A 26,983-nucleotide genomic window follows, 5' to 3' on the forward strand; every position below is an offset into this window, starting at 1 on the left:
AGCAATCCCCGTCAACGTCTACAAATCCTTTCCGCAGATATTCCCTGTGAGTCTATTTCGACACCGGCGTCGCGAGCACCCGCACCGGTCCCATCAAACCCGCCGGTTCCGGTTCGTATCCCCGCCAGGGCCGGTTGGCCGGTTTTTTCAATCCACCGCCCAGATTACTGCGGGTACGCTGTTCGGCCAGCGGTTTTTCGGCCTCACCGATCAGTTGATTGAGCCAGGAATTGGTCACATCAATGGAGATCGTGTTCTCCCCCGGTCGCAGCAGGTCGCCGAGTTCGAAGCGGTAGGGCGGAAACACCCTGGTGCCCACTTCGTGGCCGTTCAGATAAACCGTGGCGACGGTCCCCACCTCGCCCAGATCGAGTATATAGTTTCGGTCCGCCGTCAGAAAGTCCGGTTCGAGGGTAAAAGTCTGGTGGTAGGTACCCGTTCCGCTGAAGATCGCCAGTTCCGGATCATCGTGTTCCGCCCAGTTGATCAATTGATCGAATTGCCGAATGGGATCAAATCCCCAGCCATGCGGAAAATGTACAGCCCAGGAACCATCAAGAGGGACGATAGACTCATCCGCCCGGCGGAAATTGCGGTAGCTCCCATCGGAAAAGATCAATTGGTATAATCCGGGGCTATTTGCCCGAAACCGTACTTCCCCATCCTTGTCAAAAAAGGCCTCAATACCATGGGCAAGGGTGCCGGGAAAAAGCTCTGCCCCATCTCTCCGTACCTGCGTGATGTAGGGCGTCCGCAGCAGCTCGTTGAGCAAAACGACAAAGGTAGATCCGTAGCCTTCCAATACCAGCGGTAAGTGGGTGCGCCCCTCGTTCTCCGTAAAGATCGCCAGCGGACGGATCTCGCCGCTCACCGGATCAAATTGGTAGGGCTGCTTACCGTCCGAACGGAAGGTTAGGGCCGACTGTACTTCTATAGAATCCAGATTGCGAATAAAATATACCTCTTCCTCCCCTAGCGTACGGTGGATATAGTCCAGCCGGCCGCCCTGGTATTCCAGATCGGGCAAAATGCCCTTTTCCAGCAGTATCTCCCGTTCGGTAAAACCGGTGATCAGGGTGCCTTTTCCGTAAGATCGCTTTTGCTGTCTTGCCTTTTTTCCCCAGATCTTATCCGCCAGGGTCCGCAGGGTCTTTTCCTTTTTTTGGTAATCGCTCAGTCCGGGCACGGTCTGGGGACGAGGACCCAGGATGGTCGCACCGGCCTGTAGCAGTTCTTCGATCTTTTGCAGTACTTCCAGGCTCATCTGCGGATCATCGGGCAGCACCAGGAGTCGGTATTGCATGCCGGAGGGTAGCTGTAATTGTCCGTCGTCGGTCACCGATGCCTGGAGTAATATTTCTTTATTCAGGTCATCGTAATCGTAACCGGGCCCCAGGGTTTTGCGAATGAATTTGGAGCCGGAAGCAAAATTGGGGATCTGCTCCCCGTAATAGTAGGCTACATCCGCCACAAAGCGGCCGGCCTGCAGCAGGGCACTGGTGCGCGCCAGGTAACTGTGGAAAGGCCGGGATTGGTCCCACCAGGTCATTTTCGGTGAAATATGGGTGCCCGCCTGGTAACTCCAACCGGGTACGCCCGCCTCTTTGGGACTGTGCGGCATCGTGTGGTAGATCACCCGCGTCATCCCCTGACAGAAAGCGAGATCCGCCAGTCGCTTGAGCTCCAGCGGGCTTTCCTGCCAGTGTTTTTCGTGACTGGTGAAGGATTCCATTTCCACGATACTGCGTCCGTAGATGTGCGCCGCACTGGCAATATTGCGTACGACCTGCAGGAGATCGTTGCCGTTCTCGTCAAAATATTCGGACTTTTTATTCCAAAATTCCCCGCGCATGATGTCCACCGCTCCGAGGGCCTTCATATCTTCCGTAGGGACGTAGTGGAGGGGCGGCCCGGGGCCACCCGATTCCGAAGCCAGTTGCAGGCCGTGTGCATTACTGATCGCCCGGGCCTGCCGGTAGTGGTTGTTGACGAACATTTCGGAAACCGTGGAGCGGTAATCGTGCAGGAAGCGATCGGTCGTCTCCTGGTCTACGATCTGCTGCCCGGCAAATACGGGAATGTAGGGATCCAGGCTATATCCGTGCTGCTCAAAGAAAGTCTGGCGCAATTCGGGACTCCAGATGATGTAATCTTCGGCTTCAAAACTACAGAGGTAGAGGCGTTCCAGCGGACTAGCTCCCAGGTCGCCGATGCGTTCTTCCAGCTTGCCGATGACGTGTTCAAAATGGTGTTTGGTCGCTTTTTTAGAATAATGATCCATGATGAATCCACGGGAATTATCACTGCGCATCCACATCTTCTGGCCAAGTGGGCTCACAACGGCCCGGCTCAGCACCCACTGGCCGCGCGGCAGTTTGATCTCCACCGTATTGCCTTTGATCTCATTTACATCGAAGTAAAGGATCCGGTCCGGATCTTTGATGAGCGGGTTGTCCGAAAGCGGATAAGCTACCAGCCCAACATCTTCGTAATATTCGGGAAAACCATCCGTCCGGACCTGGGGGAACAGTTCGAAGGTGCCGTAGGGTTTCTGGAAGGTGGTCGGTATTTCCGGGAAACCGATCTCGCTGAGTGTCACCGGTCCCTGGATGGTGTCTTTCCAGAACAGCAGTCGCATGATCATTTCGTCCGGCTCTGTCCAGTCGCCGCCGGCATTCCAGCCGTTGGATACCGAAAAGCCCAGCGGCAGATCCAGTTTTTTGGCTTCATTGACCGCAAACACGATCCCATCCAGCATCTTTTCTCCCATAAACGGATTGCCCGCCGGAATGATGCCGTAGGGATCGGCAATCCCCATATCGAAAATATCGACGCCGCCCAGACCCATTTCCTTAAAGGCCCGGAGTTCTTCCTTCATACGGCTGTAATCGTAATTGCCGTGCCCCCAGATCCAGTAACCGCGCGGTTTGGCCGCTTCGGGCGGATGTTCGAAGATGTCCCGGAGGGAAGTAGACTGGCCCGGTAGTTGCGGCGTGGCGGCCAGCAGGCCCAGGATCACTAAGAGGATGGTGTAATGTCTGCTTTGCATGCTTGTGGTTTTTCGATCGTTCAGACAAATCTGATAAGCAATATTAAAAAGATCCGGTTAATTCATTTCAACGGGGCGGCCCTCCTTATTCCCGATCAACAGCAGGCCGGCGAAGGTGAGCAGGCCATTCACCAGAATGATCTCGTAGCCGAACTGGTACCCCCCGAACAATACCGTAGAATACCGCTCCAGCAGCAGGGATAGGATCGGCGCCGAAATGCACACCAGCGGCACCCAGCGGTCCCTTACTCCCAGTCGGGTGAGCATTCCGAAGGCAAACAGCCCCAGCAGCGGTCCGTAGGCATAACCCGCCACCTTGATAAACATACTGATGGTGCTCTGATCGTTGATCGCCCGGAATACCAGGATGGTCAGAAAGATCAGGATGGAAAAGCCCAAATGGACCAACCGGCGCACTTTCGGATTATCCTTCCGATGGGTCTGATAGCCCAGAAAATCGACACAAAAGGCCGTCGTCAGGCCCGTCAGCGAAGAATCCGCGGAGGAATAGGCGGCCGCCGCTATCCCAATGATGAAGGTAATCCCGGCGGCGTAACCCAGATGATCGACGGCCAGGGTCGGGTACAACTGATCGGTCTGTTCCGGCAGACTCAGACCGGCCTGCTGCACGTAGTAGAACAGGGAACCACCTAGCGCCAGAAATAACAGGTTGACGGCCAATAGGATGATACTCAGGGTGAAAATATTCTTCTGGGCATCGCCCAAACTCGGACAGGTCAGGTGTTTTTGCATAATAGCCTGATCCAGCCCGTTGGAGACGATGGTGAGCAACATTCCGGTGATCACCAGTTTGAAAAAGTTATCCGGGCTGCTCCACGACCAGTGGAATAATTGTGCTGTCTCACTCTGCCAGACCTGTTCCTGCAACTGCAATACCGACAGGTCCAGCGCATTTGCTACCGCCCAGATACCGACCACGGCGGCCAGCAACAGAAAGGTCGTTTGCAGTACATCGGTAAAGATCACCGTTTGGATGCCGCCCTTCTGGGTATACAGCCAGATGAGCATCAGGGTAATAAAAACCGTCACCGCGAAGGGGATCTGCAAGGCATCAAACACGATCAACTGCAACACGTAGGCCATCAGGTACAGACGAAAGGAAGCGCCCAGGAGATGGGCCAGCAAAAAGAAGGCAGCCCCCGATTTATGCGTATAGTCACCGAATCGATCTTCCAGATAGGTATAAATGGAGATCACTTTTTTCCGGTAGAACAGCGGTAATAAGATCCAGGCGACCACCATCAGCCCCAGGGCGTAACCGATGACCAACTGAAAGTAAGAGAAGCCCGAGTTGACCACCTCGCCGGGCACGGAGATAAAGGTGATCCCGGAAATGGCTACCCCGATCATGCCATAAGAGACCAGCGGCCAGGGTGCGCTCCGTCCGGCCAGGTAAAAACTATCGGCATCCGCGTGCCGGGAACTGAAATAAGAGACCACGTACAGCAGCCCGATATAGCAGCTGATCAGTACCAGTATGATCGCCGGACTCATAACCCTGTATTGATGATCACGGATTCTATCCCCAGAAAGTCGCCGATGGTCCGGATGGTTTCGGCGCGGTGACCCAGTCCCAGCGCAAAATGGTGGGTGGGACCTTCGCTAAACCAGCGCTTCAGAAAGGTGCGCACGTCCGGCTCGAAAAATCCCCGCGTATTGGTGTTCCCGGTAGCGGGAATGGGGCCCTCCCGGGATTCCCCCTCGGCGATCACGAACTTGAATTTTCCGTCGGCCTTCTGGGTCAGTCCCAGCATGGTAATGGGACCGGCCTTCAACTGGAACTCCACGCTCGCCCCGGAGCCCGGCTTGCCGTGGTATTTTTTCAAACTGCGGAGTATCGGTTTACCCTCGGCGATCTTGATGTGGTGCGGACCGTCGTGCCCAACCAGCACAAAACCTTCCCGGAAATCTACCGGGTGGAATTCGGCGAAGCTGCCGCCCATTTCCAGACGGTCCATGATCAGCATGGCAATGCAGGTTTTCAGGTCCATTTCGCCGCACATGGGAAATCCCCGGCCGGTGAGCATGGAATTGCCCACGATCAGATTCGTGACCAGCGTCCGCATGGGCGAGCCCGGCTCCGCTTCGTAGTAGTAGGCCAGGCCGTCCAGTTGTTTTTCCTTGATGAATTCGTTGAGGGCCACGCCCGCACGGGCGGCCTGTTCCAGGTCTTCCTCGGTCAGTTTCCGGGTGAGCGGATCCACTTTGGGTTCGGGGGTATCGAAAAAATCAAGGATCTCCGCTTTCCAGGCATCGATCTGTTCCCGGCCGGCGGCCTGGTAGTGCCGGAAGATGTCATCCACTTCTACCTGCACCAGGTGACAACCAAATGTAGCCGTCAATAAAGTGGAATCGGTATGCATATCCAGCATGGCTTCCAGCACATGGCCCATTTGACCGATGCGGGCGGTTTTCAGGCTGCGCAGTACGTTGGCGATCTGGCAGTAATCACGGATCAGTGCATCCGCTTCCGGGTCGTCGTGGAGGGTACCGATGATCATTGGGGGTACCGGTCGTCCCAGGCGGGCCGCCACGGAAGCAAATTCCGGCAGGGCGCAGATATCGTCATTCAACAATTGAATATGCGTCGTAGCGTTCTCGTAATCCATAGCCTGCTGCGGTTGCAGGGCCACCAACACAATGGGGATGCGCACACTCTGGAAGATACAGGCGATGGTACTGGAAGTAGCGTAAGTAACCATATCGACGAACAGCAGGTCCAGTCCGGCCGCCAGGATCTCATCGCGCAGTTCATAGGCCTTCCGGGCGCTATCGGACATCCCAAAGTTGATGACCTCCACGCCCGTGTTAAGGACTTTCTGCTCAAAAATCGTCATCTTCTCAAATAGCTGATCGAGCAGCCCCGGGAATTGCGGCCAGTAAGCTGCGTGACCGACCCCCAGGATGCCGACCCGGCTGGTCAGCGGTTTGATTCTCTGCAATTTGGCGCTTGCCGGTGTTGGTTCTACGGTCATGGTTGTCAAAAGTATAAGGTTAGGATTTGTTAGTCCGGGTAAAGAGCCGTCGATGCAGTACGTAAATCCTCCGGGTTTTCGAACAGCAGATCGTGCAAGTTTTAGTCACCCGAAAACCAAAAAACAAACAGTCCTTTGGAAAATTTCAGTCGATATTTCATCATCAGTGAATACGATGAGCAGTGGGGTTTATACATCACCACCTGCGGCTCTTCCAATGTGGGGGAAGGCATGAACTTTCCCGCCGGGGATCATCCCGCCCATCATTCGCTCAACTGGGAACGCGGCCGGGTACTTTCCGAATACCACCTATTCTACCTGACCAAAGGGGACGGCGTACTGGAAACCCGCGAAAGCGGTGTCACCCATTTTTCGGCCGGCACGGCCGTCATGTTGTTTCCCGAAACCTGGCATCGCTACAAACCGCTTCCGAAAAGTGAATGGCAGGCCTACTGGGTCGGTTTTCGCGGCCGGATCGCCGAACATCTGCTTACCCGTCTGGGCGTTTCCCGGCAACAACCGCTTTTGTCCGTTGGTCAGCAGGTACCGCTGATCCACTGTTTTATGGAAATGATCGAGACCAGCCGGGCCGAGTTTACCGGTTACCAGCAGGTACTGGCCGGCGAAGTGACCAAATTACTGGGCTGGCTGCACGCCATCCAACGCCGGGATTCCTTTTCGGACAGCAACATCGATCAGCTGATGCAACGCGCCAAGCTGCTCATCCTTAACAGTTCCCACAAGACTTCCATAGAAAGCGTTGCGGAAACCCTGCACATGAGTTATTCCAAATTCCGAAAAGTGTTTTGTGAATATACCGGGATGCCTCCACGGCAGTATCAGCTCCAGCTCCGCATCCAGAAAGCCATCCTTTTGTTACAGGACGAGCACCGGCCTATTAAAGAGATCGCTCTGGAAACCGGTTTCGAATCCCCCTACTACTTTTCCCGCTTCTTCAAAAAGAAGACCGGCTATTCTCCCCGGGCCTATCGCCAACAATTATGGGATCGGCGAAAAGCCTGATGAGCCATTACCGGCCTTCTACTCATTATCTGGATTAATGATGAATTTGCATTTTTTGACTACAGCAGGTCCGTAATAACGGGCTCTTAGCAAATGTAAAAAACTGTTTTTCAGTTTAAAATGGAATTATTGACAGAACATTTGCACTTTTTGATATTCATATCAGAATGAATTGATCCGCAGTTCTATCTGGTTCACGCCCGGCTCCAGCCGGATGGAACCGAAAGCCAGATTGACCGGTTCCCCGTTGAGCAGTACCGCATCGTTCGGATTGGCCTGCAGCACCAGATTCGCAAAAGTATTGCCCGGCAAAGTGATCTCGTAGCGCTGTACCCGGTTGTTTACCCGCGTATAGGTTCCCTCAATAGTGCCGCGGATCGTCGGTACCGTGATGGCGCTTTGATTCAGATCACCCAATTGTGGTTGAATGCGGACAATACCGAAGCCCGGTGTTTCCGGCCGCACGCCCCACAGATAACGCGGAATGATGTTGGCCGGTGCTGCACCCCAGGCGTGGTTCCAGTCCAGATTGGGCTTGTAACGAATGTCCCAGGCTTCGAGGGTCACCGTAGACCCGGCCTGGATCATATTCCACCAACTGCGATCATCGGTGGCGCGCATCAGGTCCAGCGCGTACTGACCGGCTCCGGCGCGGTACAGGCCTTCCAGCAGATACTGGGAGCCGTACACACTGCAGCCCATACCGCGGGTCTTGACGTAATCCACGACCGACTGGACATAAGGCTCGGGAACGATCCCAAAGGCCAGCGGCATCATATTGGAGTGAATAGAGCCGTGCGCAGAGCCTTCTCCGTCCACATACATGCCCTTTTCCGGATCGAATAGTTTATCGTTGATCACTCGTTTCACCTGGGCGGCCATGTATTCGAAATACAATTGCTCGTCCGGCTTATTCAGCAGGGCCGCGAACTCGGCCATGATCCGCATATTCTCGTAGAAAAAGCTGTTGACGACCGTATTGATGGGCAACATCTCATGGCCGTCCCGTTCTCCTTCGGGCGTAGAGAGTTTCCAGCCGGTGTCCTTTTGGGCCGGCGGCCAGTCGACGATATCGCGTAGGCGGTTGGACACATCGGCAAAGCCCAGCTTACCCATATATTCATCCGTCACCTTATCCGAAAAAGAGCTGATCAGTCCGTCTTCCCGGGCCAGTTCCATCAGGCTTTTGTGCTTTAGTTCGTCGTAGTACTTAGCGATGAGTTCGGTATCACCGGTATATTGATAATCCTGGTAGAAGAGCAGGGCGGTATGCAGCAGCCATTCCGTCGGCCAGGTGGGATGCTCCATAAAATACTCGATGGTCTGCTTGCCGATGGCGTATTCCCGGTCGGTGCCGTAATGCCCCAGTTGGTTGATGTAGGCATCGGCCTCGTAGGGGATGCGTTCGCGGTCGCCGTCCACGTACAAACCGGCGAATGAGGTCATCTTGATACTGTATTTGCAGAGATCCCAGATCTGGTTGAGCAGGGTATCCGAACTCTGAAACCGGCTTTCATCTTCGTCAAAATAATAGAAATAAGCCTCCTGACGCAGATCGTCCGCCCCGATCTCCGTTGCCGCCCGCTCGATCTCGGCATAACGGAAGGGCATGATCACTCCGAATGAGTCGGGCAGCAGTACGGCCGCTCCACTGGTATTGCGTTCGACGGGGACCAGTTCCACCCGGTATTCCTTTTGGGACGGGCTCACGGCCATTTTCACTTCCTGGTAGCGGATGGTACCGCCGGGTTTGGGATCGATCCGGCCGTTTTCGAGCTTTTCCCCCAGGCGTATGACCAGGGTGTCTGATTTCGGAGCGCGGTAGTTCAGGCGCAGGGTACCGAAGGCGGCCTTGCCGAAATCGACAAAATAGCTACCCCGGCCCGTTTCCGTTACGGCTACCGGCGCCAGATGTTCTTCTTCAAACCAATTCCCGCTGGAGATCATCCCCTGAAAATTGCCGGTGGTAAAGGATTGGGGTTCGGCGTATTCGGAAGTCCGGTTCGTCTGATCCCAGATACGGACCGTCCAGTAGTAGGTGGTATTGGGTTGCAAAGCCGTTCCGCCGTGACTCACATTCACCGAGGCGTTGGAACGCACCTGCTGGCTGTTCCAGACATCGCCCTGCCGTTGATCGATCTTTTCGCGGGAGGAAGCCACCAGGATCTGGTAAGCCGATTGCGCGCCGGCAGCGGCCGGCAAGATCCAGCCGTATTCCGGTTCCGGATCATTGATGGTGGTGTAGGCCGGGTCCCGGATGTACTCTACAGTCAATCCGGTCGGCGTACCCGAATAGGGATCGGCGTAGCGGTCGATCAGGTTTTCCAGCTGATCCCGCATTTCATTTAGTTTGGCCCGGTGTGTTGGGTCAGCGGCCAGGTTGTTGATCTCTTTCCGGTCTTTGCTGAGATCGTAAAGTTCTTCACTGCTGCGATCGTTTACGTAACGGAAATACTTCCAGTCGTCCGTCCGAATGCCTTCACTGGGCGGAATATTCGCAAACTCCCAGAGGTGCTCGGTGAGAATGGCGTCCCGGTCCAGTCCGCGGGCTTTACCCGTCACTACCGGCAGCAGACTTTGTCCCTGCCAACTCGCGGGGCGGTCCACACCGGCGACATCCAGCATGGTGGCCGGCACGTCTATATTCAGGGCCATATCTTCCACATCGCGGTGCTGCCGTACGCGGGGATCGTACACGATCAGGGGAACGCGGATGGAATTATCGTACAGCAACCACTTACCCGCCAATTGTCTTTCGCCCAGAAAATAGCCGTTGTCTCCCATCAGGATGATCACGGTATTGTCGGCGATGCCTTTCTTTTCCAGTTGGGCCCGGATCTTGCCGATTTCCCGGTCGATCCCGGCAATCATCCGGTGGTAACCTTTTACACTGTGCTGGTATTTTTCCGGCGTATCGTAGCGCCAATGCCAGCGGGTACGGTTGAAACCCTCCCGTACCGCTGCGGGCAGGGCCTCGAAATAACGATCCTCGCCCAGATCGGGGCCCGGCACATCGCCATCGGCCAGCATCGCGTCCTGCTCCGTTTGCCAGAAATACTGATCCGGCGCACTGTCGTGGGCGTGGGGAGCGCTGAAGCTCAGGGAGAGGCAAAAGGGGCGATCTCCCGGCGCCTGATCAATAAACTCGAGGGCTTTGGCCCCGGTATAGCGGGTCAGGTGGACCGTATCGCCGTCGAGGGTTTTATAGTAGTAGCCGCGGTAATCCGGATATCGGTTGTTGCGGTCATAGGATTCGTAGGTATCAAAAAGTTGGTCCAGGCTGCCGTAGTTGACGCCGAATTTCCCGTAAAATCCGGTGTAATAACCCGACTCCCGCAGTACCCTCGGGTAGGCCGTTTCCATAAACTCCGGGCGGATGGGCCCGGTTTGGAAATTGTAGAGGTGCGTTCGTTCGTGCAGACCGGTGAATATACTGGCCCGACTGGCCGCACAGATCGGCGTGGTGACAATGGCCGTTTTGAAGTAGGTGCCGGCTTTCGCCAACTGGTCCATCTCCGGGGTCTGGGATAATTTATTGCCCGCGTACCCCAACGCATCGAAGCGCTGGTCATCGGTCAGGATAAAAATGATATTGGGCCGGTCGCCGCTTTGCCCCTGCAGGGGGTTCAGGCACCAACAGATGAGGCTAAGGGAAAGCAGGCAGGTTGCCCGGTATCGCAAACGCAAAAGGTACAGCATGTTGGATGGTTGATTTGAAAGTTTCTGGTCAAGGTCCAGCAATAAGGACGTTTTTCCAGAAGGGTGCCCCTACTGTACCGGAGGGCAGTTCCGCTTTAGGTGGAGAACCAATAATGGGCAGGCAGTTTTTGAATTGCAATATCAAATTCAATTACAAGGTAAGGGCAGCTGTTTGGTCCAATATTAACCTTATCGCCTGATTTGCGGGGATTGAAATTGGCAATGCTATTGGCATTGCCATTCCGCTTTAAGTGGAGTACCAAAAATGGGCAGGCGGTTTTTAAATTTCAATATCAAATTCAATTACAATAGCAAGGTAAGGGCAGCTGTTTGGTCCAATATTAACCTTATCGCCTGATTTGCGGGGATTGAAATTGCCATTGCTATTGGAATTGCCATTCTGCTTTAAGTGGAGTACTAAAAATGGGCGGGCAGTTTTTGAATTGCAATGTCAAATTCAATTACAATTGCAAGGTAAGGGCAGCTGTTTGGTCCAATGTTAACCTCATCGCTTAATTTGGGGTAATTGAAATTGCTATTGCTATTGGAATTGCCATTGCCATTGCCATTTCAACAATCGAATAATTTGCTCCCGGGCAATCCCGTGTTAGTACTGGTAATAATCACACATCAACAAGTCGGTACCCAGGCTGAGTTCAAATTCCTGGGTGATTGCCATGCCTTGGGCATCTTTCGCCGGCATCCAGTCCGGCATACTGCAAAGGGCATCGAGTACCATTTTATCCACTCCGGCGTTCTCGGAAGTTTTGACCACGCGCGCATCGGTGATCTGTCCTTTGGGGTCAATGTTGAATCTCACTTTGGCCAGTTTGACCGGACCGGCGGCGATGCCGGGCACTTTATCCATAACGTTTTTCTGTAGATAGTCCTTCAGCGAGGGCGCGCCTCCGGGGTATTTGGCTTCAAAGACCGGTACCGGTCGCAGAGAAAAATCCATCTTGCGCGGTGGATTATAACTCAGATTATTTTTCGGGATATACTCCACCTCAACGTCGATCCGGCAACCCGCAACGGCCGTTTTCAGGATCTCCAGTTGCCTGGCGGTGAGACGGTCATTTGTACCGGCAGCCTTACGCACCACCCCATCGCAGTTGGAAGCGACTGCCACCGAGAGGTATTCGGCTACCCAGTCCTCGCGGTACCTGGCGTTGATATCTTTAAGCGTGGCGGCATCCTGCAGGGTATCCAGCGTGATCAGGAAATAGGGGCCGGCGTAAGGATCGGTGGTCGTTCCCAAAACGTCAAAACCCATTTGCTGGGAAAAACCAGTAACACCAGATAAGCAGCAAATCAGAGTAAGCAGTAAATTTTTCATACGATGAAGATTTTAAAATTCGGGTACACGGTAAAAGATCAGTGCCGGTCGTTACAGGAATAAGCCAACTACCGAACCGGATCGTGATCCAAAGGTAGAGCGGTAGGCCTTTTTATCGTTTTAATTAGTGTAAATTAGTGTAAAATGACCGTTAAACACTTCAAAAGCGCGTCGTAATCCAATAGTTTTGCAGTATGATCTTTAGCAATCTTAAACCGGTGTCTACTTTTATCCTCGTTCTGGTGTTCATCGCGTGGCTCCCGTCGATGGCAAATAGCCGCGATGAGGTGCCAACGGAGGACAAGCGCGTTGAGGCCGCCATGCGGATGATCGGCCATCAACTTTTGCTGTGCCTGGGCGATAAGGAATCCCGGGTGCTTCCGATCCGGAAGATCGACGAGCGGTACAAGATCTCTTTTGAAAGGGAATTCGGGATGGATCCCGATGATATTGCCAAAGTCATCAACCGGGTAATGGCGGAAACGCAGACTTCCACCCGCTATCTGGTAGAAGTAGAGCAATGCACCACCGAAGAAGTCGTGCATGTGCTGGTATTCGGCAGTTCTTCCATTCTTCCGTGTGGCGGGCGGGATCTGCCGGAAGATTGCTACAGCTTTTTCATCACCCTGCTGGATGAACTCGAAGCGGTCGAATCTTCGGAAACGGCAGCATTATCCTCCGATCATCCATCTTTGGGCCCGCCGGAAACTTCGCCCGGTCCTTTGCGGTCTGCCCTATTAATGGTTCCCATTTTTCTCCTGATCGGTTTCCTCGGCTATCTGATGCGGAAAAAGGATCCCCTACCATCGGATCCCAACCTGATCCCCATCGGCGCCTCGCAATTCGACAAAAAGAACATGACCCTAACCTTCGACGGCCAAACCGTGGAACTGTCCAATAAAGAAACGGAACTCCTGCTGCTGCTCCACACGCACGCCAATGAACCAGTGGAAAGAGAGATATTACTACAAAAAGTCTGGGGCGACGAAGGAGACTACGTGGGCCGCACCCTGGATGTCTTCATTTCCAAACTGCGCAAAAAACTCGAAGCCGATGATCATGTAAAAATCGTCAACATCCGGGCCGTCGGATACAAGCTGATCGTCAATGCTCCGGCATAAGACCACAAACACCAACACCATAACACCACAATACCGCAACACATTCACACATTCACACACTTCCACTTTAACACCTCAACACGTCCCGAGATTGTTTATCTTTGGCCAAAACCAACACCAACATGGCCGTACTGAAATTTGACGAAGTAGCATTTGAAGAAGTCCGCCCGGGACTGAAGCGCAAGATCATTCACCTGGACCAACTGATGACCGTCCTGCTGGATTTTACCGACGGCCCCTGGGACGAAGCCGAACCGCCCCATTCCCACCCGCACGAACAGACTTCCTATATCGCCGCCGGCGAAGTGATCTTTTACTGTGAAGGCGAACCGGATCAGCACCTGAAAGCGGGTGATATGTTCTTTGTCCCTTCCGGGAAAGCCCATTCCATTAAATTGCTAACACCCTACGCCCGGCTGGTGGACAGCTTCACGCCCTTGCGGCAGGATTTCCTGGCCGGGTAAGGACGTTCCACTTCCCATACCATCCTGATCTTTAACTTTTTAGACACTGGCTGCACACCATAAAGCGGCTTATCGGCCTATGCCCGGACGGGTTATCGTCATTCGTTCCGGCCAGACTGTTAAAACCCCAAATCCAGGGGTATTTCACCGAACATCACCCACCCTGATTATGTTTAAAAGTTGAAAAAATAATTTTATTTAATTCCCTATAAATCAAGAAAATAGTTATGGCTTTCAAGCTCCCCGAATTACCGTATTACTACGATTCCCTCGAACCGCATATCGACGAGGAAACGATGAAGGTACACCACCAGAAACACCACAATGGATACACCCAAAAACTGAATAAAGCCATTGAAGGAACGGATCTGGAGAATCAGCCGATCGAAAAGATCCTCCGCAATGTATCTAAATACTCCACCGCTGTGCGCAACAACGGCGGCGGTTATTACAACCACAGTTTATTCTGGAAGTCCATGTCTCCCAAAGGAGGCGGTCAGCCCGAAGATATCACCCGTATCCACAAAGGGCTGGAGATGGCCTTCGGTGGATTTGATCAGTTCAAAAAGAAATTTAAGGAAGCCGCTACCGGCCAGTTCGGTTCCGGTTGGGCCTGGCTGTGTGTAGACGAACCGGTAGGTGATCTCTACATCTGCTCTACCCCCAATCAGGACAACCCGATCATGGACGTCAATGACTTCAAAGGGGTCCCCATTCTCGGTATCGACGTCTGGGAGCACGCCTATTACCTGAAATATCAGAATCGCCGCGCCGACTATATCGACGCCTTCTTTGAGGTAGTAGACTGGAAAGTCATTGAAGAAAGATACCTGGCGGCCCGCACGGTCGTGTCGACCGTATAAAAGAGATCCGTGGGATGAGTTCTAGATCGCTCCATCACCACGGGATAAGCAGATAAGCGTCCGATCCCATTCGGGAATGGGCATTATTTGCCACTCAGAGATGCTAAAAGCAAGCTCCAAGTGTAGGGTAAAAAGTAGCATGCCTTACTTCCGCATCTAAGCGGAGGTAAATTCTGCACACTGCTTTTTACCCTTTTTTTTATTCGACTATAAGGTCAAGGGCATTTCCCGCAACCTTTTGTTCGTCAGACGGAATACCGCATTGGCAATAGCGGCACCGATCGGTCCCATCGGCGGTTCGCCCACCGCGCCCGGAGCATCTGCATTTTCCAGGATCACCACGTCGATCTCTTTCGGTGCATCCCGCATCAGCGCCATTCGGTACGGCCCGTAAATGACCGGTCGCAACTCACCGTCCTCAACTGTCATCTTTTCGTACAGTACCGCACTTTGCCCCATAATGATGCTACCTTCACACTGGGCCCGCACCTGATCGGGATTGACCGCCAAACCAGGGTCGATCGCGCAGGTAACCTTATGGACCTTGATCTGATCTCCCTCTACGGACACCTCCACCACGTGCGCACAGGGCGTATTGGCATCGGTGGAAGCCGCAAACCCCATTGCCCGGCCGTTGTGCACACCATCCCGCCAGCCGGCCTTATCGGCGGCGGCCCTGATCACTTCCCGCAGCCGGTGCCCGGCCTCATCGTCCTGGATCTGGTCCAGACGAAACTGAACGGGATCCTTTCCAGCTTTAATGGCCAGTTCATCCATAAAACTCTCGATAGCGAAGGTATTGGCCAGCAGTCCCAGGCTCCGCCACCAGCTGGTAGCAAAGGGCAGTTTCACCCGCCAGGAAATGGCCTGATAGTTGGGAATTTTTCCGTACTGGATCATGCCGCCCCGCCAGGCTCCAACGTCGGCCCCCAGCAGCGTACCGGCTATGCCCGGAATAAGCGCTGATCCGAACATAACGTCCCCACTGGAAATATTGTGCTCCATAGCCTGGATCAGACCATTTTCATCCATTCTGGCCTTTAGTACATTGTGGGTCGGCGGACGGAAGGTATCGTTCTGGAATTCCTCCTTGCGGTTGAAAAAACACTTCACCGGTTTACCGACGGCCCTGGAAAGCAGAGCGACCTGCACGGCGTTGGGCGTATGCAGACGGCGACCGAAACCACCTCCCAGATAGGTGGGGCGGATATCGACCTGCTCCACGTCCAGACCCAGCCGGTCGGCTACTTCCTTACGGGTAATGCTGACCACCTGGGTCGAGATCATGACGGTGGCCCGGTCGCTATCCACAAAGGCAACGGCCCCGTTGGGTTCGATCTGGGCGTGGGCCCCGATCGGGCTGCGGTATTCGGCGGTGATCACGTCCGCTTCGCTCAGTATGCTGCCGGGACTTCCCGCTTTCTGGATCGTTACCGGGTCTCCCTTCCCTACTTCTACCATGGCTTCGATATCGGCCAGTTGCCAGTTTTTTTCCGTTTCCCAGGTCACCTTGATGGCCTGTTTGGCATTTTCTGCCTGCTGGTAGGATTCCGCAACGACGCCCACAAAATCTTCCTCCACAACCACCTTTACCACGCCCGGCATGTTTTCCGCCGCACTGGTGTCGGCGCTGACAAAGGTCGCTCCGATGAGGTGCGGACGCACCACGGACCCGTACAGCATATCCGGCATCTGGGCATCCATCCCGAAGATGGGCGCGCCGATGACCTTGTCGCGCAGATCCACCCGCGGTACCGGTTGGCCGATGTACTTGTAGGCTGAGCGATCTTTAAGGGGAGGAACGTCGGGAATTTCCCAGGATTCCACATCCTTGGCGATCTCGCCGTAGGTCAGGGACTTGCCGTTCCCGCTGATGACCCCGTTTTGTAGGGTTAAGGCGGACACTTCCGTACCGAGCATTTTGGCGGCTTCGTTCTTCAGCATTTCCCGCATGGTGGCGGCCAGTTCGCGCAGCGGCACCCACAGGCTGGCTACCGAAGTACTACCTCCGGTGGAAAAGCCGTCAATATTCCCGGAAGAGGTCGGCGCGTGCACTACCTTTAATTGGTTGATATCCACTTCCAGTTCATCGGCCGCCATCTGGGCCAGACTGGTAAAAGTGCCCTGCCCCATCTCAACTTTCGGGCTGAGCAGGGTGATGGTATTATCCGCCAGGATCTCGAACCACAGGGGTGGCGTTTCCGTATCTCCGGAATAAAACGCATCCACCGAGTTGGCGAAACCGGCCAGCGAACGTCGCCAAAGCGGCCGGCTTAGGTAACCTGCTCCAAAAAGGACGCCAACACCGACCGCAGAACGCACCAAAAATTTTCTCCGGGAAAAACCCTTTTTTTCTTTTGTTTCTGATTGACTCATGATCGGTGTTTTTAAAGGTTTGCACTTTTGATCTCAGCTGCCCGATGGATAGCCTTTCGCATCCGGTAATAGGTAGCACAACGGCACACATTGACGATATTGTTATCGATATCTTCATCGGTCGGATTGGGGATCTTTTCCAGCATAGCCGCCGTGGCCATCATAAATCCCGGCTGGCAGTAACCGCACTGGGGTACTACCTCTTCGATCCACGCCTGTTGCACCGGATGGAGCGCATCGCCCGTACCGAGCCCTTCAATCGTAGTGATGTTTTTGCCCTCCGCAAACTGCACGGGGAAGGAGCAGGAACGGACCGCTTCTCCATCGACGTGGATCGTACAGGCTCCGCAGGCTGCTTTCCCGCAGCCGAATTTGGTGCCTTTCAGGTCCAGAATATCCCGGATCACCCACAGCAAGGGGGTATGTTCTTCCACCTCTACGCGCTGAGGGGTACCGTTTATATTGAATGAAACTTGCATGCTTTTAGATTTTAAAATTGATTGGGGATCTTATTCATTCGGGATCTGAGCGCCCGCTGCGGCCCAGTCCTTCACGGCCTGGATGTAGTCCGCTTTGGAGACCGGGGGCTTCTCCCGGGGATTGCCTTCGTCGTCCACGCCCGGTTCAAATGCCCAGAGCACCAGCGCGTCCTCCGTTAAATGGTGGACGATCTCCTCCAGACTTCGGCCGCCGTTCCGTGCCGGATCCAGCATAGATGCGGCGATCTCTGTCCGGCTGAGTCCTTCCCAGGCCATGCTGCGGGGGGCAAGATGCCAGTGCGGTGCCCCCGGAACGCCGGATATGTTGTTGTTGGTTTCCTGGTGGCAGGTGCTGCACTGGAGAGCCGCCAGACCGTGTCCCGTTTCCCCGCGCTGCACCCCGAAGTGATGGAGATGACTGTCTTCTCCCTGGTGGGGCCGGTCGCCGGCGGGATGGCAGTTCACACAGCGTTTGTGGGTCAGGACCGCCATCATCTGGTCAAAAGCGGCAGCGGCGGGCATCGGAGCTTCGGCAGCCGGTGCAGCCGTCGATCCCTCCCCTTGCCCATCGGGATAAGCGAAGCCGAATACCAGTACGCCCAGGAGCAGCATAGCTATTAAGTAATAGTGGTTGGCTTTTTTCATTGGGTCAACAGTTTAAGATTAGTGAATCGCGAATTTGTAAGTGATCAATCACTCACTATAGGGTTCAAAAAATTACAGCTCGTATTTCTTCAACAGGAAACTTTTAAAGGCCGGCCGGTCCCGGATCACTCCCCGGATCATATCGACGCCTATCGTATCGTTGTACTGAACCAAAAGCTGGGCTTCCATTTCCGGATCCTCAAAGTTCAGTGCGGTAAAAGCCCAAACCAATTTTTCCGTTAAAGGTTTAATGTTGTCCGGATTATAATATTCTTCGTCCCATTTAAGCTTGAATTGCAATCGCCAGAAATCGTATTCGCTTTCGGGCACCCCAAAGGGCATCTCAATGGTTTTTTGAACAACTGCGGCGGGATCGGTTTCCGCAAGCACCGGGGCGATGAGCTCCCGCAGTCGGCGGTTCCCTTCCTCCATGATCGCTCTGAGCAAACCCGCTTTATTACCGAAATGCCGAAAGATCAGTCCTTCGGAAACACCCGCTTCCCGGGCAATTTTGCTGGTAGCAGTGGAGGTATATCCCTGATTGGCGAATAATTCCAGCGCGCTTTCCAGTATTTTCTCTTTCTTCTCGGTCATAAAAAGTAAGTAATCACTACTAAAATTACAATTTTTCGGAAAATGAAACCGCTGAGGCACTAAACCCAATTCCATCAGTTTTTCCGAACGGTAAAGTAAAATTTGGTGCCACCCGATTCCTTCGTTTCAAACCATATCTTACCTCCGTGGATCTTGACGATGCGTCTGCAAATGGACAATCCGATCCCGTTGCCGGAGTATTTGTCCCGGGTATGCAGTCGCTTAAAGGGCTTGAATATGTATTCTTCGTAATCCGCTTCGATCCCGATGCCATTGTCCTCGACAATAAACAGCCAGGCATCCGCTTTTTCTTCGTAGCTGATGCGGATCAGCGGTTGCCGCTCGTTAAATTTGATGCCGTTACCGATGAGGTTATTGAACAGCATACCGATCCGGTCCGGCTGACAGTATACCGGCTGGTCCGGCAGATCGATCTCCAGATGGGCATTGGATAAGCGGATGACCCGCTCCAGGTCTTTAATTTTATTCTCTACCAGCGCTTTTAGTTCTACTTCCTGGAACCGCTCCTGGCTGCCATCCAGCCGGGTGTAGGAAATGACGCCGTTGATGAGGGAAGACATACGTTTGACCCCGTCGAGAACGTACTGGATATATTCTTTGCTTTTTTCATCCAGTTTGTCCCGGTTCTTATTATTCAGTAAACCCACAAAACCTCCGATCATACGCAACGGTTCCTGCAGATCGTGGGAAGTTGCATAGGAGAATTGTTCCAGATCGATATTGGCCTGCTCCAGTTTGATATTAGCTTTTCGCAATTCCTCATTGTTAACCTTCAGCTCACTGGCCTGCTGTTTGAGTCGGAGCTCCATTTCCTTTTTGGGTGTGATATCTTCGTACATCCCCAACATGCCGATCACTGCCCCGCTTTCATCCCGCAGTGGGATCTTGCTGGTCCGCAGCCACCGGGTCGACTGGTCCCCTATCGTCTGCGGTTCTTCGAAATTGATCTGGGGGATGCCGGAACACATTACCTCCGCATCCACTTTCCGGTAAAAATCCGAATCCTCTTTGCTCCACGACAGATCGTAGTCCGTCTTCCCGATGATCTCCTCCGGATTTTTGAATCCCGCAGAGATCGCGAAGTTCTTATTGCACCCCAGATATACACTGTTCAGATCTTTCCAGAAGACATATACCGGAATACTGTCGATCACCAGTTGCAGAAAATTTTCCTTTTCAAATAAATCCATTCCCATTTTACCGGGTTTTGTTGAGCATAAATCTTGCTTAGTACAACCGTTCTGCCGTTTCCCTGGAGGAGAATTACCGGAAATAAGCGGACACCGTGTTTTATGTTGAGGGATCTTTAAGTTGTGTGTTGAGCTTTCGCAATGCGCTGCGTACCGTCACGGTCATCGCGAAAATTTGGCCGTTTTCACCCAAAAGCAGCGAATGCTTGATACGCGCTTAAATTTTTTTCTAGGTACCCAACAGCAATCAGGGGTAAATGTTTAAGGCCAGATCGCTGGCAGACCTACACCTGAATGCATCGCAGGTGATGGGAATAGGAGTAATGGGTGAAAGGGTGGATCCATGGATTGATACCGGAAGCAACGGGGTTGGTGTTTATCACGATTACACCGAGAGTCGGGTAATTTGGGCCGTACGTTGATCAATTATCCGGAATAATTATCAAACCGGCAAAAGTCCGCTTATAAAATATTGTAAAGCAATTTATTGAATTTGTTGATCTTTTAAAAGCGGCTGTCAAAAAATTAATCGTTCCCCAGAGCAGTTCCCGGATAGACGGGCGGTGGGCGACAGCAATTCTACAGTGCTCGGAAGAGGTTGCAACAGCCATTGAAATTGGCCGGTATTATCGTGGCGTAGACAGTTCAATGCGGTACCGGCCAGTCCCGCACGCCATTGTCCCGGGCCCACGCTTCATAAGCGCTAAGCAGGGCACGCTGCTTTTCCGGGTACTGCCCGCTCAGATCGTTTAACTCCGTAGGGTCTTCGTCCAGATTATACAATTCCCAGGCTTTCCGGTGGCGTTTCACCAGTTTCCAAGGGCCCTGCCGAACGGCCTGGTTGCCTTCGTGCTCCCAGAATAAGGGGCGCTTATCGTCCGCCTCTTCTCCCCGCAGTTGCGGCAAAAAACTACGCCCGACCGGCGGCAGCACCGGATCATCCCCGACGCTTTGCGGATAATCCGCTCCGGCGAGATCCAGGCAGGTGGCCATAAAGTCGATGATGTGGGCCGGTTCGTGGGTAATCCGTCCCGGCTGCCGGATCCCGGCCGGCCAGCGGGCGATCAGCGGGGTCAGCAGTCCGCCTTCCTGTTCCATGGCTTTGTAGAGACGATAGGGCGTATTACTGACATTGGCCCAGGCTTTTCCGTAGGCAACAAACGAAGTCGGGCTTCCCAGATCGGCTTCGGGCGTATTGTTCAATCCGTTGGGGCAGCCTCCGTTATCTGACAGGAAAAAAACGATGGTATTTTCGGCCAGTCCCTCCGCTTCCAAAGCCGCCATCAGACGACCTACGTTCTGATCCAGCCGGTCAACCATAGCGGCGTAGACCTCCATGCGCCGGGCTTCGAAAGCGGGGTCTTCCACGGCGGCCCAGTCCCCAAAATCCGCCGGGGACAATTCCAGATTGGGTGGCAATACGCCGAGCTTTTGTTGCTTTTCATAGCGCGCGCGCCGGATCGCATCGTAACCGGCATCGTATTTCCCGGCGTACCGGGCGATATCCTCCGGCCAGGCCTGGAGCGGAAAGTGCGGAGCGATATAAGCCGTATACAGGAAAAACGGTTTTTCTTCCTTTTTGGCCACTTTGATGAATTCAATCGCCTGGGTGGTAAAGGCATCCGTGGAATACCAGCCGGCCTCCGGTTCAATCTGCCGGTCATCCAGGTAGACAGGGCGTTCCAGTCCTACCGGTGGCCAGAAATACACGCCCCCTCCGGCCGGAATGCCGTAGAAACGCTGGAAGCCCCGATCAATCGGCCAGTTCGGCCGCTCGTCGCCAATATGCCATTTGCCGGTCATCAGGGTTCGGTAACCAGCGGTTTGCAGTACCTCGGGTATGGTGACGGCTCCGTTGGTCAGAAATCCCCGGTAGCTGGGCAGCTCCCAATCGTAATTCATATGGCCCATCCCCACCCGGTGGGCGTACTGGCCGGTCATCAGACTGGCGCGGGACGGGCAGCAACGGGAGGTCGTATAAAAGTGGGTCATAAGCACCCCTTCCCGCGCCAGTTGGTCCAGGTTAGGGGTCCGGATCTCACTGCCCATACATCCCAGGTCGGAATAGCCCATATCATCGGCAAAGAGAATGATGATATTCGGGCGTTCCGAAGCAGACTGCTGTCGACCCGAACGACAAGCCAGCATTGCGATCAGCAGCGTGCAGCCTATTATTTTCAGATGAGTCGCCTTCATACCCTTGGATTTTCGTGTACGCTTACTTCCGGTTATGTTTCCTTATTCACCGATCTCCGCGCGGATCGCGGCCTCCACCGCTTCGATCTTTTCCGCCCGACTGGTGCGTGACTCCACGCCGTATTCGTAAAATGCCTGGCGGATCGCTTCCGAATCCTCGTCCATGCCGTGATCCACGGTTTCTTCCTGCCAGTCGGCCAGTTGTTGCCGCATTTCGACCAGTACTTCCGCATATTCCGGATCGGTAGCCAGATCGTGGATCTCCATCGGGTCGGCTTCCAGGTCGAACAGCAGTTCTTCCGGCATCGGATCGATCATGGCTTGTTGGGCCGGTGTAAGTTTGCCCTGCTCTCCGTAAATATTGAGCAGGTGGTAGATCGGATGCATCTGTTTGCGGTAAGCCGTTGCGGCGGAATTGATGGAAAAGTCCCGGTTGAAATTGCGAATGTATTTGTACTGCCGGTTCCGCACGGAGCGGGTCTTGAAGAAGGTCTCCCCGATGCGATCGGAGGCGCAGTAGATGTACTCCCGTTCCGCTTCCGTTTGCGGGCCGAGTACGACCCGCCCCTGCATCCATTCCGGCTTGTCCGCACCGGTCATCGCCAGGGTGGTAGCCGTAATATCGATCCCACTGATCATACGCTCGTCCGTCGTTCCGGCCGGTAGATATTCAGGGGCATTACCTCCCGCCGGTCCGGCAATAATGAGCGGGATGCGGTAGCCGGAGTCATAGTGGAACAGTTTGCCCCGACTCATAGGCCGCCCGTGATCTGAAAAGAACACAACGATCGTGTTTTCGCTCAGTCCGCGCTCCTCTAAAGTAGCCAACACCTCTCCCACTTGCTCGTCCATCACCTGCACTGTTTCCAGGTATTGCGCCCAGTCGCGCCGGGCCACCGGATGATCCGGATAATATGGCGGGATCGTTACCTGATCGGGATCGACCGGATGGACGGTATCCCGCTCAAAGGGGCGGTGGGTAAGCCGCAGATTGATCACCGCAAAAAACGGCTGATCCACCGTAAGGGAATCCCAGTGCTGATAATCGTATCCGGCGACATCCGAGCGGAAGGACCAGTCGGATTTCCCCGTACCGGGACCATCCTTGATATTGGCCGTTTTATAGCCCTGCCGGCGCAGCAGTTCATTGAGCGGCACCACCGGCTCCGGCAGATCGTTGCGGAGTTTGTCCGGATACCGCATGTGGTGGGCATTGATGGACGTCTGGTACATTCCCGTGGCCAGCGCCGTACGACTGGGCGTACAAACGGGGGCCGTCGTGAAAGCATGGGTAAAGCGCAGCCCCCGGGCCGCCAAAGCATCTACGTTGGGCGTCCGCACCAATGGGTAGTTGTAACACCCCAGATCGGGAGAAAGGTCTTCGGCCAGTATCCATAGGATATTCGGCGGGCGCTGAACGTCTTCTTCCGGGCTACAACTCTGCCATAAAGTGAAGGCCAACAGGATCAGTATTAAGGATCTCATTTTCGAACTTTTGAATTTTAAAAGGTAGCGAAGTACATTCACTTACTTCACCTTCAGGACAAGCGGTTTACCAAATCCCAGATAGCCGTAACTAAAGGTCAGCTCGGTACCTGCGTCGGCCGTCACCCGGTATTCCGCCCGGAATAGCCCGGTATTGGCGCCCGTTTCCCGGACCCTAATCTTTTGGGTTTCCTGATCTTTCTGATCGAGGAGCACCCAGCCTTCTTCTGCGTTGTCCCAATCCTGGTTCAGGGCAGCTTTCAGTTCGATGGTTACCGTCTGGCCGCTGTTGACCTGCGCGATCGGTTTGCCGGCAGCATCCAGTAGCCGCAACTCCTGAGAACCGAGCGGAGCAAAGACCACCGAACTCAACCAGGCGCGATTGGTCACCGCCCAGCCTTCCGTGGCGTAATAGCTGATCACGCCTTCCTTATCCGGTTCGGGATTGTAGGGAAACATATTGTCGAGCGGTGTGCCGTCGAGGGCCCCGCGTACCCGACCGAGCTTGCCCGCACCATTGGGGTGGGCGTCGGGCCAACCGGTCTCGATCCCGGTCCAGTAGCCGTCCAGGTCGAGGCGTTCCTGACTTTTATTGCTGTAATGGGCCTGGGCCGGATTGAGGCCGAAAACCTGGTTCACCTGCGACCAGCCAAGGGCCCGGAGTTCGGGATCGTCGAGCAGATCGGCAACGACGAACATGGAGCCGCCCAGACCGGTATTACCCAGTTCCTTGGTCTTGGGGTGGGCCCATTCCGTATCGTTGTGCTTGCGGTAGTGCCAGAAATTATCGGTCCGTTGCTTCATGTGTTCCGCCCAGGCGGCCAGTTTATCCCGGGTGCCGTGGGGGGCGCTTTCGGGAGCCACCATCAGAAAAAAAGCCAGAGCCTGCGGGGTAATGTGCTCGCCGTTGCGGATCCACCACATGTGCCGGGGATTGTTGAAATCCCAATTCTGAATCACATCCGCGGCGGCCTCCCGGGCGTAAGCCAGGAATTTTTCGGGTTGCCCGTCGGCTTCTTCCCTTTCCGCGAGGTACATGAATAAATTGCGGAAAATGGCCTGCCCGAATACATTGCCCATCTCATTGAATTCCTGCCAGCCAACGTCGATCCATTTTTGACTTTTCACCCAGTAACGCACCACCTGATCCCGCTCGTAGTCCTCCCATTTTTGCAAACAGGCCTGGCGGTAGCGCTGATATTTAGCCTCATCCAGATAGGGTTTCAGAAAGGAGTGGTAGGCGGCACAAACCGCCGCCAGTTGATCCAGGGTATTCTGGTAGTCGTAGGATTGCAGTTGCTCGCCGGGGTGGCCAATGTCATAGGGGCGGTGCGCGGTCGGTCCGTTGTAATCCCGGTGCTGAAAAGCAAATTCCGCGTGCCAGAGGATCAGTTTGATCAGGTCCGGTGCGGAGTCATCCGCAAAATCTGCGTGCCAGCGATCAAAAAGGGCGGGATTGGAGGCGTAGAGTAATATCTCGTAGACCGCTTCCAGCGTATACGCTCCTCCATCGCGCGAAGGTCCGCCGCCCGCCACCTGGTTTTCATTGCTGTACACCGGATCTTCGCTACCCCGCACATCGATAAAGAACTGGTAGGCCAGTTGGCTGGACAATTTTTCCAGCAAATGATCCGCGATCCAGAACGGATGGGAATCGCCGTGCCCCGGTACCCGGACGATGAACTCTTCCGTCGCATTTTCCGGGTTAAAAGCCGTAAAGTCACCTACATAGCCGGTAATTTTTCCTTTAAACAGCGGTTTGCCGCCGGTTTTTGCCGCCGGTAGGATCTCGAAAGCCGTACCGTCGGCAGCCCCGTAACAGACGAAGCGTTTGGCCTCACCCAGATTATAGCCGGCCTGATTGACGATCGGTTTACTTTTGACCGATTGAGCGCTCAGCAGTTGGGAAAAACAACAGATAGAGATGGCGAAAAAGATGGCAGTACTTAGTATTTTCATGGATTGTTCTTTTTGTAAAAACGGAAATAATCGTACCGGGCCCGGCTGGGTTCCTGATCCTCCCGGTTCCAGTTCGCAGCAATAGCGGTCAGCCAGACGTTGATCTCATCGTGGGTGAAGCGATCGGCCGGATAGTCGGCTATCTGTGTGAGCGCACCGTCCACGTAAAAGCGGATCTCCCGTTCGGTCCACTCGAAACCGTAGACATGCCAGGCGTAAGGATCAAAGTTTTTGGGTACGGTCAGGTCGGCGGGCGGCTGGGGTAAGCGGCCCCATTCCTTGCCGTTCTCGTCCCAGACGATCACGTGCTGGGTGAAGCGATCCAGGCCGGATTGATCTTCATCGTGGCGATGTTCACTGGAGTTTTCAAAACCGTCGATCTCCGTGCGCCGGATGCCCGGATAAGTCGTATTCACCGCGCCCGCTTCATCGAAGGTAGCCGCCATTGCCCAGAAGGCATGGTGCCAGCCCTCATCGGTTTTCCCGTCGCCATCTTCATCCCGGCCGTCACCGAGGCTGGCGCGCACCTCGTAGTAACCGTAGCGGAAACGCCTTTTGGAAACGATACCGGCACCCGAGGCCCGTTTGCCGGCAATGGGTTGTTCGTGTACGCGCAGGTCCAGCACCAGGGCGCCGCCTTGCACCGAAACATTTTCGGCCAATTGGACACTCCGGTGTTTATTGTCCTTCCGGTAGCCCCAGCGACTGAGGTCCAGCATCGTACCGTTGAATTCATCGGACCATTCCAGTGCGTAGCCTGGCAAAGGAGAATCTTGTAACCAGTTCATGATCTCCGTGGCCACCAGTTCGTGACCGAGGCCGTTGATGTGGTTACCCTGAGCCATATAGGCCCGCAGGTCCTCCTTCCCGGCGATCTCCCGGAATATTTGGTAACTGTCGACCAGTCCAAGACCGTAGTGCACCGCCAGTTCACGGATCTGCCGGGCGTGTTGCGCCAGCGGGGTATGCTCGGCCAGGATGTCCTCGCGGAGATCGGGAGTAGGTGTCAACAGGATCACTTTCACCGACTGGTCCAGGGCCGCGCGGATCATCTGTTCCCAGGCGACTTTGGCCCGCTCCAGGCCGATGCCGCGATCGTTGAGGGCATAGTCGATAAAGACCACATCCGGGCGGTGGGTTAATACTTCTGACGAAAACCGCCGGGCTCCCGATTCGGCCTGTTCCCCGCCGATAGCGGTCGTGATGGCATTGACTACCGCCCAGGGGTAAACCTCCTTTACCTTCTGCAGGCTCAGATGAGGATAGGCCTCCACCGTATGAACGTTCGGGGTGGCAAAATAGCCGGCCGGCACCGAGTGGCCGTGAAATACCAGGTTGACGGTCCGGTTCTGCGGCCATTTCTTTTGCAGTTCCATTTTCACGTCCGCCAGATAATCGGTCGGGCTCGACTGGGTCAAGGCGTCCTTAGCCACTACCAACGACAGCAAATAAATAACGATCAGCATTTTGCTTCTCATAGCTCCGTA

At 54.4% G+C, this 26,983-nt stretch carries 18 protein-coding genes; 4 read left to right on the forward strand and 14 right to left on the reverse strand.

Annotation, left to right across the window (positions count from 1 at the left end):
• Positions 1-52 precede the first annotated feature (52 nt).
• The 3 genes from CRP01_RS02220 to CRP01_RS02230 are packed head-to-tail and all read right to left on the reverse strand — an operon-like array spanning position 53 to position 6,045.
• Positions 53-3,049, reverse strand: coding sequence for a glycosyl hydrolase (locus CRP01_RS02220; RefSeq protein WP_099148361.1), 2,997 nt, complete (start codon positions 3,047-3,049; stop codon positions 53-55).
• A gap of 57 nt (positions 3,050-3,106) precedes the next feature.
• The gene (locus tag CRP01_RS02225; protein WP_099148362.1) at positions 3,107-4,564 is read right to left on the reverse strand and encodes a sodium:solute symporter; all 1,458 of its coding nucleotides are present in this window, start codon (positions 4,562-4,564) and stop codon (positions 3,107-3,109) included.
• Positions 4,561-6,045 carry an L-fucose/L-arabinose isomerase family protein gene (locus tag CRP01_RS02230; RefSeq protein WP_099148363.1) on the reverse strand — a complete coding sequence of 495 codons (1,485 nt, stop codon included), beginning with the start codon at positions 6,043-6,045 and terminating at the stop codon, positions 4,561-4,563. Before CRP01_RS02230 ends, CRP01_RS02225 begins: the two co-directional genes overlap by 4 nt.
• Positions 6,046-6,180: 135 nt before the next feature.
• Here CRP01_RS02230 and CRP01_RS02235 point away from each other — a divergent pair, with 135 nt between their 5' ends.
• A complete protein-coding gene (locus tag CRP01_RS02235; RefSeq protein WP_099148364.1) occupies positions 6,181-7,068 on the forward strand; it encodes a helix-turn-helix domain-containing protein in 888 nt (295 codons plus the stop codon).
• Positions 7,069-7,230: 162 nt separating this feature from the next.
• On the opposite strand, the gene CRP01_RS02240 is transcribed toward CRP01_RS02235, so the two are convergent.
• Positions 7,231-10,767, reverse strand: a complete 3,537-nt coding sequence (locus CRP01_RS02240) for a sulfatase-like hydrolase/transferase (RefSeq protein ID WP_099148365.1) — start codon at positions 10,765-10,767, stop codon at positions 7,231-7,233.
• 607 nt (positions 10,768-11,374) lie between these two features.
• Positions 11,375-12,103 carry a TonB family protein gene (locus tag CRP01_RS02250; RefSeq protein ID WP_099148367.1) on the reverse strand — a complete coding sequence of 243 codons (729 nt, stop codon included), beginning with the start codon at positions 12,101-12,103 and terminating at the stop codon, positions 11,375-11,377.
• A gap of 194 nt (positions 12,104-12,297) precedes the next feature.
• Between CRP01_RS02250 and CRP01_RS02255 the strand changes: the two genes are divergently transcribed.
• The 3 genes from CRP01_RS02255 (at position 12,298) to CRP01_RS02265 (ending at position 14,551) form a co-directional block, all read left to right on the forward strand.
• A complete protein-coding gene (locus CRP01_RS02255) occupies positions 12,298-13,224 on the forward strand; it encodes a winged helix-turn-helix domain-containing protein (protein ID WP_222845643.1) in 927 nt (308 codons plus the stop codon).
• Positions 13,225-13,346: 122 nt separating this feature from the next.
• Positions 13,347-13,688: a cupin domain-containing protein gene (locus CRP01_RS02260; RefSeq protein ID WP_099148368.1), complete on the forward strand. Its 342-nt coding sequence runs from the start codon at positions 13,347-13,349 to the stop codon at positions 13,686-13,688.
• A 227-nt stretch (positions 13,689-13,915) separates the two neighbouring features.
• Entirely contained in the window at positions 13,916-14,551 is a 636-nt protein-coding gene (locus tag CRP01_RS02265) for a superoxide dismutase (protein ID WP_099148369.1), read from the forward strand.
• A gap of 207 nt (positions 14,552-14,758) precedes the next feature.
• Here the strand turns inward: CRP01_RS02265 and CRP01_RS02270 are convergent, their stop codons facing one another.
• From CRP01_RS02270 to CRP01_RS02310, 9 genes are all read right to left on the reverse strand, one after another.
• On the reverse strand, positions 14,759-16,927 hold the full coding sequence (locus CRP01_RS02270) for a xanthine dehydrogenase family protein molybdopterin-binding subunit (RefSeq protein ID WP_099148370.1): 2,169 nt from the start codon (positions 16,925-16,927) through the stop codon (positions 14,759-14,761).
• Positions 16,928-16,938: 11 nt separating this feature from the next.
• Positions 16,939-17,406, reverse strand: a complete 468-nt coding sequence (locus CRP01_RS02275) for a (2Fe-2S)-binding protein (protein WP_099148371.1) — start codon at positions 17,404-17,406, stop codon at positions 16,939-16,941.
• 30 nt (positions 17,407-17,436) lie between these two features.
• Positions 17,437-18,051, reverse strand: a complete 615-nt coding sequence (locus CRP01_RS02280) for a hypothetical protein (protein WP_099148372.1) — start codon at positions 18,049-18,051, stop codon at positions 17,437-17,439.
• Positions 18,052-18,123: 72 nt separating this feature from the next.
• Positions 18,124-18,645 (reverse strand): TetR/AcrR family transcriptional regulator, encoded by a 522-nt coding sequence (locus tag CRP01_RS02285; protein ID WP_099148529.1) that lies wholly within the window; start codon positions 18,643-18,645, stop codon positions 18,124-18,126.
• A gap of 74 nt (positions 18,646-18,719) precedes the next feature.
• The gene (locus tag CRP01_RS02290; RefSeq protein ID WP_099148373.1) at positions 18,720-19,862 is read right to left on the reverse strand and encodes a PAS domain-containing sensor histidine kinase; all 1,143 of its coding nucleotides are present in this window, start codon (positions 19,860-19,862) and stop codon (positions 18,720-18,722) included.
• 639 nt (positions 19,863-20,501) lie between these two features.
• The gene (locus CRP01_RS02295; protein ID WP_099148374.1) at positions 20,502-22,052 is read right to left on the reverse strand and encodes an arylsulfatase; all 1,551 of its coding nucleotides are present in this window, start codon (positions 22,050-22,052) and stop codon (positions 20,502-20,504) included.
• 42 nt (positions 22,053-22,094) lie between these two features.
• A complete protein-coding gene (locus tag CRP01_RS02300) occupies positions 22,095-23,537 on the reverse strand; it encodes a sulfatase family protein (RefSeq protein WP_099148375.1) in 1,443 nt (480 codons plus the stop codon).
• Positions 23,538-23,579: 42 nt separating this feature from the next.
• The gene (locus CRP01_RS02305) at positions 23,580-25,496 is read right to left on the reverse strand and encodes a hypothetical protein (protein ID WP_099148376.1); all 1,917 of its coding nucleotides are present in this window, start codon (positions 25,494-25,496) and stop codon (positions 23,580-23,582) included.
• Positions 25,493-26,974 carry a GDSL-type esterase/lipase family protein gene (locus tag CRP01_RS02310; RefSeq protein WP_099148377.1) on the reverse strand — a complete coding sequence of 494 codons (1,482 nt, stop codon included), beginning with the start codon at positions 26,972-26,974 and terminating at the stop codon, positions 25,493-25,495. Before CRP01_RS02310 ends, CRP01_RS02305 begins: the two co-directional genes overlap by 4 nt.
• Positions 26,975-26,983: the final 9 nt, after the last annotated feature.

Source organism: Flavilitoribacter nigricans DSM 23189 = NBRC 102662, from assembly GCF_002646595.1.
Taxonomy (GTDB): domain Bacteria; phylum Bacteroidota; class Bacteroidia; order Chitinophagales; family Saprospiraceae; genus Flavilitoribacter; species Flavilitoribacter nigricans.